Here is an 8,656-nt window from a genome sequence, read left to right as displayed (position 1 = left end):
CGCACGAGCGCAGGTCTTCCTCGCACTGTGTCTTCGCCTGGTCGTCGCAATCACCAATTACGAACGCGGAGACAATCCGGGAAGCACGATCATCACGGTGTGAGAAGAGTTCTATGACACCCTCAGTTAGCTAGCCAACTGTCGAGGCAATTGCACCACCACGACCGATTGGGAGGCGGGAGAGCAACCGTCGCAGATGACCTTCTCGACTTTCCACGGGTTGGACCCCCTGCCAGCAACAGTGAAACGTAGCTAGTATTCCTATGGCGGGAAGCCGCTCCGTTCACAGCGCAGAGGATATCATTGAGCTGTCAGTTCTGTATCGATCATCACCGTATTTGTGGGCGAATGGACTACCATGACTTCGATCGTCTCGCCAGCAGCCAGTGAACACGCGCCATTGGTTATTCGAAACTCGAAGGACGACCCGGCAGCAAACGTGTTTGTCGTGTCTTCGTGGAGAACACCTGCATCCCAAGATTGACCGACTGTTCCCTCACTAAGCAGGTCTTGGTTACCTTGGAAATTCCCCTCATCGAACGGGAAATACGTCGGCGTCGACGCGGTCCGCGTCGTCGGAGCAGGCAAATTAATGAGTCTAGTTGCTTTCCCACACGCCCTGACAACGAGTTCCATTTCAGACACTGCAACGGAGTCACCGGCGATATGTGTAATTCGGACGATTTGATCATCTGCACCGCTCCTGTCGCCAATAAATTCCGCAGTAGATTGTCCGACCACCGGGCCGGCATCGTTTAGATCATCGGTTACCCCCAGAGCAAGGACGGAGATCGTTGTTCCAAGAATCACGACAATTGCTACCAACAAAATGGTTGAAACAACTGGAGAGACAGCGCGCGGCGACTGTGGGATCTCCATACTATAGTCTCAGCATGTTTCAACGGGAATAGCTATTGGAAGCAGTCATGCAGTTCCTGTATTCTCTAAAACATAAAGTGGTATAAGACGAGATACGCCGCAGTAACGTCTGGAAAACCGAAATCTGAAAGCGAGAACTATCCCTGCTATTTATAAGAAGCAAGCGAATGATGGAGAAAATTTATATCTACAACTTCTCTTCTTCAGACCGCTTAGTTCGCAACCGCCCAGTGGGATGGACGGATACGAATGCTGCCTACGCGGCCCCGGAAACCACAGCTGCGAGGAAGAGCAACATAACTACAATCCGCAGTGCGGTATGAGAGCACTCAAGCATCAGCTTGAGTACCCGGAGGCTGCGTCGAACCTGTTCCGAAGTCAATTCGTGATCGTTGCTACTCATTTTTTTATGGCTTTCAGCATCGGAGGAGGTCAACCGTGTTTTCCGGCCCCTCCGGGCCTGCCGCCATCTGAGACGGATGTTCTTACTATTTTAGCCGTAACTGCTTGTTTGTAAAGTATACTAATACTTCGTCCAATAGTCAGTTTCATCTGATTGTCAATAACATACCAAGTAAAATTGACGAGATGAGATTGGGTGATTATGGCAAAAGGAAGACAGCCTCAGTATAGATTGAACAGAACCAGTGAATAGCGAAACCACGGTTTGAAAAAGGAATTTACGGCTGTATAATCGCTTGGCAGAGAGGGTGAGAAGTATTACATGACACGCTGCTGCTTAGAGCAATCTGGACATCCGGTACGTCATTCCTGATGAGTTGACTAGGGAGAATCCTGCCCGATTGTAGAACTGCTGTTGGTATCGTTTTCTTTTCTCAACGGAGAGCCAAACGTATGTTACACCAGCCTGTTCTGCATGGCCGAGCCCAGCGGCTATCAGGTCACTTCCGATGCCTGCTTGCTGATAATCCGGATGGACAAATATCATGAGTTCGTGCCGGCCCGTTTCGTCGGGTACGAACCCAATATGGCCGACAATTTTGTTATTAACAGCGGCTACAACATGTATTCCGTCAAGGGCGTCAGAGAGCCATTCGCGAATAGCTTCAACGCTACGTGGCGGAACGCCCTGTGCACGTTGTGTTGGGTCGAAGTCGTCGTACATTGTGACCAGTGAATTGCGGTCACTTTCAGAATATTGACGAATCTGAACTTCTCGATCATTGGCATCAGTGACAGTCACGGGTGGGACAATGGGTCTAATCCGACGTGGTCGAAGACTGGCGGTGAGTGTCCGGATACTGTTCAGCAGTCGCGTGACCATGGTCGCCTCTTCTGGATCCTCAGTACTCATTGGATTTCGAAAACCTCCTATTTTTTCTCCAAAATAGGTGTATCTTCATGATTTCTTACGGCTAGTAGTAAACATCTGGTTCAAATTATATAAGTTCTTTGTGCGAACATTCAAATAACCTTCAGAAGGGGCCTTATCGCTAATAATTCGTAGATAAACGCTGTACGCTCCTCATACTCTGGGTTGTCTACAGGCCCTACGCACGTCCGAACTTGACTGACACTCTGATCGGTTGCTTGCACACGGTGCCAATTTTGTGCTCCCCCGATGGGTGAGGTGTTTCCCGATCATGAGCACTGACCAGCAGTCCGTCGACGAACAGTCAGCCAATGATACCGAAGCCGATGATCAACCAGACATTCGTGCCCAGCATCGACAGGCACAGGCCAGTGGCGAGGTCTTTCAGGGCCGTCGCTGGGGTTGCAGGTAGATGTGTTGTCCCGACTGCCGTCGGCCACAGTCGGCGTCAGCAAGTGTCGATAAACGCTACCATGTAGACGGGAAGACTTTCAACCCGATTCCGTGGGTCGGGGGCAGCCAGTATCTCACCAGCGAGACACACGTCAGAGCGGTGAGCCAGCTGCCGTAGTCAACCCCGAACGGTGGCGTGACCGCTCCTGTCCTGCCTGTGGCGTCGTCGCTAGCCAGCAGGATCCGCGCAGTGACGTGGACTGTCGCTGTGTCGCTGTCGTTTGAGCCTAAGACATGGGAGACTGCTTCGACAGCGGAGACACTGGCACCGCTCGTGGTCACTCCCCGACTGGGTAGTACTCGTCGTCGTTCAGTGCGTCGGGGATGCGTTCGTGGTCGACAGTAATGGCCACCCCTCGCGGCGCGCGAGTGCCAACATCACCGTTGCGTCGAGAGCGACGGCCTTCTGGACGGGGTCGGCATCACGGGCGCTAGCCACGTGGTCACGGTGGAACTCGAAGAGTGCCTCAATGCCGGCTTCAGCCTCCGAGCTATGCCCTGCGAGGATTGCTCGGATGCATCGTGTATATGCCACATAGCGTGCCTGGTACCAGTCACTCCCGTGCTTAGCCACGTTCTGTTCGAGCGTGTCGAGATGCGTTTCGACGGTGACGTTCCCAAGGATGAGCGAACTTAGCGCTCGCGCGAAGTCGATTCGGTGGGCGAATTCACGCTTCTCCAATCTATCTACGAATGGCTCTGTTGCTCTTTCATATACTGTAGCAGCGATTTCATCCACGGTCTGGCGGGCCAGAAGAGCGGCAAATAGTCCATCGATGTAATCGCCCCATGGCCCTAGGGACGCTGGACTTCGCGGTTCCGATTCGTACTTTGAGTTCCATTTACTGTTTGCATAAACCGGCCACTCTTCAGTTAGCGCCTGAAGCCAGTCGTTGGCAGCATCGACCTCGTCTAGAGCCAGCAGTCCGATGGCAACTGTCTGGCCACGGTGTGGACGGGTAATGATGGCCTTTTCAATGCCATCTTTCCCTTCCAGTAGCTCTGCCCGTTCGGCATCGACTACCGACTGCAGAGTCGACTTAGTCATATCTCATCGAAGACTCATCGTTCTGTGGTGCTTATCCGAAACTACGCTCAGTGGCACTCATCAAGGATTGATTCATTTTTTATTCGCGTACACCTCCGCACGGATATCGGACAACTGATCTGTTCGAACCAGTGTCAGTCCTTCGTCGAACTGCTGTTGGAGCCGGTCGCCAATCTATTTCGCACTCTCGGCCGATTCGACCAGCACTTCGAACGTGTAACGGTTCTCCTCGGATTTCATCTCTTGGTTCTCCGGATAGACTTAACGAATAGCGTAGAGAAACTCTTCGCTGTTGTATACTTGAACCGATCAATGCGCTCGGTTGAGCGTCTCGTAGACGCCACGTCAACCTATGAGGTTCTCCCCATTTCGACTGTTGTGAGTTTGTACGTAGTATCGCCTGCTGGCGTCCCCGGATTCACACCCTCAACGGACATGCTCGTCCAGTAGATGGATATTGTTACGCCGTCAGCAACTCCTTCAGGATCAACATAAATTGTCTCGCCTGCCTCCCACGTCTCTCCAATCCCGACCTGTGGTGGGTTGTCACCACTTGCTTCGGTGAATTTCTCTCGCCTGCTTGCGTACGCATCGTTTGCAGGCGTTGAACTGCTGCTTGGGCGGCCGCCTATATCAAGTGATTTTGAACCAGAAACGTAGAGCTGGTCGGTTTGTGCGGTATCGCCTGCGACAAGTGTAATCGCTACCGCCTGTTCTCCGTCATCTACGGCTGCTACAAATTCACCTGATACCTCGATGTATGGTGCGTCTGCTTGGATAGTAGAGCCGAGGTCGAGCACGAAGACGCTAATTGTTGCACTGAGTATCACAACAACAGCGACCAGCAGAATCGTCGAAATAATAGGAGAAACGGCACGGCGTCGGTGAGGCATACAGTGACCTATCCGCTATTATGATAAATAACCGGTCGCCTACGGGTGGTCAGGTATCAGGTTTAGTCAGTGGCTCTACTAGAGTTGTCCCAGATCGGAGATAGTGAAAGTCCATAGACGCACACAGACTTCGTAGTGCTGTCGGGTAGTCTGGTGTCGAACTAGTTGTCATTCACTAGTATTAGAGATGACAGCTTGTGCTCACAGGCGCTAAATTACATCAAAACAGTGTATTCAAATGGATAGTATATACTACAATAGTTGTACGTTATGAGATGCTAATTGATACGCTGCTGTTTGCGACGACGACGTTTCTCATTTGGGTTGCGCTGGTCTATTCGTTGTCAGCGCTCTGGTGGGTAATAGAAGTCTTACCACTTGGTATCGGATGGAACTCAAGTGAAATGGACGCATGGGGGCTGGATGACGTACAGGTGCGCGTCCTCACAATCGGAGCCGAAGACGTTGTGCAGGCGACCGTTGACTCGGTTCCCGACGGCGTTGCCGGAGTCAAGGTTATTGCTGAACAAGATATCGAAATTGATGGGGCAGCGGTGCACATCGTCCCAGACTCATTCAGTTGTGAAGCCACAAACAAGGGCCGCGCTGTCGAGTGGGCACGGAGACACGTCTCCTGTGACACAGAGTACGTATTGTACCTCGATGAAGATACACTGGTTACTGGGTTGACTGGCCTCCCTGATGCAGATTTCGTGCAGTTTACTGAGAAGCCGATTTACACGGGCTCACGGCTAGCCTATCTGTGTGAGGTGTTCCGCGTTGGGTACCAGTTCGAACAGCGTGCTTTCCGTCGTCTATCGTACCCTCTGTACGCATGGGGCGGTGGGTTTGCAATCCGGCACGAGTTGGAGGATGAACTCACCTGGGACGTGGCGACGATTACAGAGGACACGAACCTCATTTGGCGAGCTGCTGATCGATTTGACTTAGAATATCGGCTCGTCGACGCTCGGTTTCGGAATCAAGCGCCACCATCGCTGAAAGCGTTGATTAAGCAGCGCCGCCGGTGGATGTCCGGAACACTGAAAGACAATCATATCCTCCCGCTAGTGTACCAACCACTGACACTAACTCGCGTCGTGTCGTGGGGCTTTTCGCCGGCCATTCCACTGTTGATTATTGGTGCTTCGGTCGTCCCCGGTGCAACAGTTAGCATCCAGTTCTTCGAACTGATTTCGACTGCACTGCTGGTCGTCCTGTTTATTTATATGCTGTTTGGTCTGTGGGCCTACAAAAAACATCCATTGCTGTGGCCAGTGTTTCTGATATTGACACCACTGGCCGTTGTCCTCCATGCAATCGGGGCTGCATGGGGTGTTCTTAGTCCAATCGAGGAGTTTGAGGTCACAACGAAAGTCGCACCCGAGACCATCGAAGAGGTCAACCCAGAATTGAGCGAGGGCGCGATTGCCGCTCATGATGGAGAGGACCGTCTCGTTCGGGACTCAGCTGACGAATTCGATACGGAACTGTTCAAAGATTAGCTGTTGGTTACAACTTACAATAGATCTTTTCTCTGTCAAAATCGGTAACAATTGTCGTTGACAACAGGTGTTTTGAGCCTGTAGAATAACTGATGGTCATGTCAAAACTACAATTTATTACCCTTGCTTGTACTGATGCGGAACGACTGGCGGAGTTCTGGTCGGAAGCTCTTGATGGTGAACAACAGGACCTTCCGGGATCGCTTGGTCCAGAAATTGTTGAGCGTCCTGGCGGTAGCCCAAATCTGCTGTTCAAAGAACAACCGAAAGGAACGGAGCGCGACCTCCCCATCCATCTTGACTTGGCAACCCAGAATCGTGAGGAGACAGTTGAACAACTCCGTCAGCTTGGGGGATCCGTCCGTGAAACCAAGACCGAAGCGTACGAAACGCACACGGCAACTTGGACGGTAATGGAAGACCCAGAAGGAAACGGCTTCTGCGTGAGCGAATATTAACAATAGCTGGGATGACAGCGGCTTGGTCAGTTATGTATACGTGAGATATTTGCGGTCAGAACCAAATCAAGTACTCACCAGATGGAATAAATTGCGCAGCTATGCTGCATAGATCCTCTATATGTTGCGCTATCTTTTGTAGCCATCTTTATGCGAACATTTTCTACTCGGATCGACACCGCAGTAAATCAGCTGTGAATGGTTTTATAACAGGCTAGTTTGCTGTCTGCTGAGGTTGGATATCCTCCGACGAGTATCTAAACATATCACTTACCCGTGTGCGTACCCAAGTTTCACGTGCTCTGCTTATTATGGTCCCCGGAGAACCACTGCAGGACCCGTCGGACAAACATGAGGAATATCCGCCGATCCAGTGTGATGCATGTCGGTCTGCACTGGAGTCACCCGATGGTATGCCGTCGTTCCTGCTCATTGATCAGCTAACGGTTCCGCTCGTTGGCTGTACTGATCACTTAAAACAGTTCAAGTCTGTTTGTGGATACACGACTACAGACACCGCTGAAATCCTAAATCACAGGCCCGCTGGCGGCGTGAGCTGCCCCAGTTGTCACCTCGCACCGTACAACCCACAGCAACCGGTGATTCAGGTTCAGGATGGGGCCGTCGCCGTGCTCGCATGTCCAGAGCACCAATCTGAGATTATCACTCGGTTTCACGCAGGACTGGACACGCAGCAACGGCTGACAGCACAATTTGACGCCTCTTCATAGTGTGACGCAGGCACGGTCAGTGTAGCGTGACCGATAGGCTAGTAGAAGGATAACTGCGAAGAGAGTGATTAGCAGACCGCGCGACTTGGACATGACGTGGCTTCGGTGGTGGTGATTTTGTGGAGTGGTGCCAGCCAGATTCCTGAAACATTGTTCCTTGGGCGATTGTTTCCGCCCATTGGTGTGTCCTCTTCGGCACTGCCATGCTAGTAGCAGCAATTATGTTACTCTGTGCAGCACTGGGCCTTCTGGCACAGGGCGTACAGACGCTCGCGAAGCATCTATACACGTGGCGAGCGTGGCTGGGACGTTGCGCCACACGGTGGTGGGTCGCTGGTCAGCGGTCTTACCCGATATCTTGAGGCGGCAACTGTACCGTCGAAGAGCGCAACCGAGTGCGGCGTGCAGCGTGGGCGATCTGGGATACAGTAGGACTGAGTCGGTTGATGTACTCGGCAAACAAGATACGCGTTCGTGTAACCCAGTGGTGAGGAATTAACACACTGTCGTTAGAAGCGACTGCATGGACGCCCGACGGAACCTCTACGTCGCGGCATTCGTTGGTGCATCATTATCGTATATTTTCAACGTGCTTGCGTTCACTGGTACCTTCGATGTGTTCCGTTGGTTCGTGTTCGCTGTCGTTTTTCTCGGCTTTACGTTTGGGTTTGAGAAGTTCATCGGGTGGCAGACTAGATAACAAGAGCCTCGATTGGGACGAGTTGGCATTCAGTACTTCAGACAACTTCTGTGTGGATCACACCACTCCTGACAGGTATCGAATCGTTCCCGAGGATGCTGTGCATACAGAGCGCGAGCCCTGTAGTATGTCGCCTCCCGCCTCCTGCAGCACAATCGCGTAGCATAGGAAAGGTCGTTTTACTGGTATCACGTTGAAACATCCTTTGTATCGTGAGCAGGAACGCGTATCGTATGGTCCCCTATATTAGCGAGACGCTGTTTAATGAGCCACAAGGCCGTCCACTTGCACTCGTTCAGTTTGGCGTGTCGCTCACCTTCTTATGTATGTTCGCGTATACCGCAAGCACCGGCGGCGCAGGCGATGCTAGATGGATATTGGTTCTCGTCGTCGGAACCGCGCTGTCCGGAACCGCAGAGTCTCTCCCCAAGAATCGGCGACAGGCGGCGGGTGTACTCCGCTTCGCGGCAATTCTCGCCTTCGGAATTTTAGTCGCTGCTCCGTTCATCGGTTTTAGATTCATTATTGGAGGAGGGTGTCATAGAACTCTTCTCACACCGTGATGATCGTGCTTCCCGGATTGTCTCCGCGTTCGTAATTGGTGATTGCGACGACCAGGCGAAGACACAGTGCGAGGAAGACCTGCGCTCGTGCGT

8 protein-coding genes and 3 pseudogenes are annotated in these 8,656 nt (G+C 52.1%); 6 read left to right on the top strand and 5 right to left on the bottom strand.

Features of this window, described 5'->3' with window-relative positions; translation table 11 throughout:
- Positions 1 to 103 (top strand): annotated as a pseudogene (locus G9463_RS22665) (IS5/IS1182 family transposase); the annotation flags it as partial.
- Between the two features lie 197 nt (positions 104 to 300).
- Here the strand turns inward: G9463_RS22665 and G9463_RS22660 are convergent.
- Entirely contained in the window at positions 301 to 879 is a 579-nt protein-coding gene (locus G9463_RS22660) for a type IV pilin (RefSeq protein ID WP_004966514.1), read from the bottom strand.
- A 739-nt stretch (positions 880 to 1,618) separates the two neighbouring features.
- Complete coding sequence (locus G9463_RS22655; RefSeq protein WP_255458727.1) at positions 1,619 to 2,164, bottom strand: GNAT family N-acetyltransferase; 546 nt, start codon at positions 2,162 to 2,164, stop codon at positions 1,619 to 1,621.
- Between the two features lie 319 nt (positions 2,165 to 2,483).
- Between G9463_RS22655 and G9463_RS22650 the strand changes: the two genes are divergently transcribed.
- Together G9463_RS22650 and G9463_RS24190 are read left to right on the top strand one after the other, a co-directional pair.
- Complete coding sequence (locus tag G9463_RS22650) at positions 2,484 to 2,624, top strand: hypothetical protein (RefSeq protein ID WP_165897901.1); 141 nt, start codon at positions 2,484 to 2,486, stop codon at positions 2,622 to 2,624.
- A pseudogene (locus G9463_RS24190) lies at positions 2,625 to 2,830 on the top strand (hypothetical protein); the annotation flags it as partial.
- A gap of 145 nt (positions 2,831 to 2,975) precedes the next feature.
- Here G9463_RS24190 and G9463_RS22645 read toward each other — a convergent pair.
- Entirely contained in the window at positions 2,976 to 3,713 is a 738-nt protein-coding gene (locus tag G9463_RS22645) for an Imm49 family immunity protein (RefSeq protein WP_165897900.1), read from the bottom strand.
- Positions 3,714 to 4,063: 350 nt separating this feature from the next.
- The gene (locus G9463_RS22640) at positions 4,064 to 4,606 is read right to left on the bottom strand and encodes a type IV pilin (protein WP_165897899.1); all 543 of its coding nucleotides are present in this window, start codon (positions 4,604 to 4,606) and stop codon (positions 4,064 to 4,066) included.
- Positions 4,607 to 4,881: 275 nt separating this feature from the next.
- On the opposite strand from G9463_RS22640, the gene G9463_RS22635 reads away from it, so the two are divergent.
- From G9463_RS22635 to G9463_RS22625, 3 genes are all read left to right on the top strand, one after another.
- On the top strand, positions 4,882 to 6,111 hold the full coding sequence (locus tag G9463_RS22635) for a glycosyltransferase family 2 protein (RefSeq protein WP_165897898.1): 1,230 nt from the start codon (positions 4,882 to 4,884) through the stop codon (positions 6,109 to 6,111).
- A 98-nt stretch (positions 6,112 to 6,209) separates the two neighbouring features.
- The gene (locus tag G9463_RS22630) at positions 6,210 to 6,569 is read left to right on the top strand and encodes a VOC family protein (protein ID WP_165897897.1); all 360 of its coding nucleotides are present in this window, start codon (positions 6,210 to 6,212) and stop codon (positions 6,567 to 6,569) included.
- A 1,254-nt stretch (positions 6,570 to 7,823) separates the two neighbouring features.
- Positions 7,824 to 8,000 carry a hypothetical protein gene (locus G9463_RS22625; RefSeq protein WP_165897896.1) on the top strand — a complete coding sequence of 59 codons (177 nt, stop codon included), beginning with the start codon at positions 7,824 to 7,826 and terminating at the stop codon, positions 7,998 to 8,000.
- A gap of 552 nt (positions 8,001 to 8,552) precedes the next feature.
- Here G9463_RS22625 and G9463_RS22615 read toward each other — a convergent pair.
- Positions 8,553 to 8,656 (bottom strand): annotated as a pseudogene (locus G9463_RS22615) (IS5/IS1182 family transposase); the annotation flags it as partial.

The sequence above is a fragment of the Haloarcula sp. JP-Z28 genome (assembly GCF_011440255.1).
Lineage (GTDB): Archaea > Halobacteriota > Halobacteria > Halobacteriales > Haloarculaceae > Haloarcula > Haloarcula marismortui.
The sequence above is the reverse complement of the archived record's forward strand: the minus strand, read 5'-3'. Positions and strand labels throughout refer to the sequence as shown.

What these genes read in the sequence shown, in the direction of transcription:
- G9463_RS22655 (WP_255458727.1), bottom strand. Translation starts at nt 2,164, where the DNA reads ATGGTCACGCGACTGCTGAACAGTATCCGGACACTCACCGCCAGTCTT.
- G9463_RS22660 (WP_004966514.1), bottom strand. Translation starts at nt 879, where the DNA reads ATGGAGATCCCACAGTCGCCGCGCGCTGTCTCTCCAGTTGTTTCAACC.
- G9463_RS22645 (WP_165897900.1), bottom strand. Translation starts at nt 3,713, where the DNA reads ATGACTAAGTCGACTCTGCAGTCGGTAGTCGATGCCGAACGGGCAGAG.
- G9463_RS22650 (WP_165897901.1), top strand. Translation starts at nt 2,484, where the DNA reads ATGAGCACTGACCAGCAGTCCGTCGACGAACAGTCAGCCAATGATACC.
- G9463_RS22630 (WP_165897897.1), top strand. Translation starts at nt 6,210, where the DNA reads ATGTCAAAACTACAATTTATTACCCTTGCTTGTACTGATGCGGAACGA.
- G9463_RS22635 (WP_165897898.1), top strand. Translation starts at nt 4,882, where the DNA reads ATGCTAATTGATACGCTGCTGTTTGCGACGACGACGTTTCTCATTTGG.
- G9463_RS22625 (WP_165897896.1), top strand. Translation starts at nt 7,824, where the DNA reads ATGGACGCCCGACGGAACCTCTACGTCGCGGCATTCGTTGGTGCATCA.
- G9463_RS22640 (WP_165897899.1), bottom strand. Translation starts at nt 4,606, where the DNA reads ATGCCTCACCGACGCCGTGCCGTTTCTCCTATTATTTCGACGATTCTG.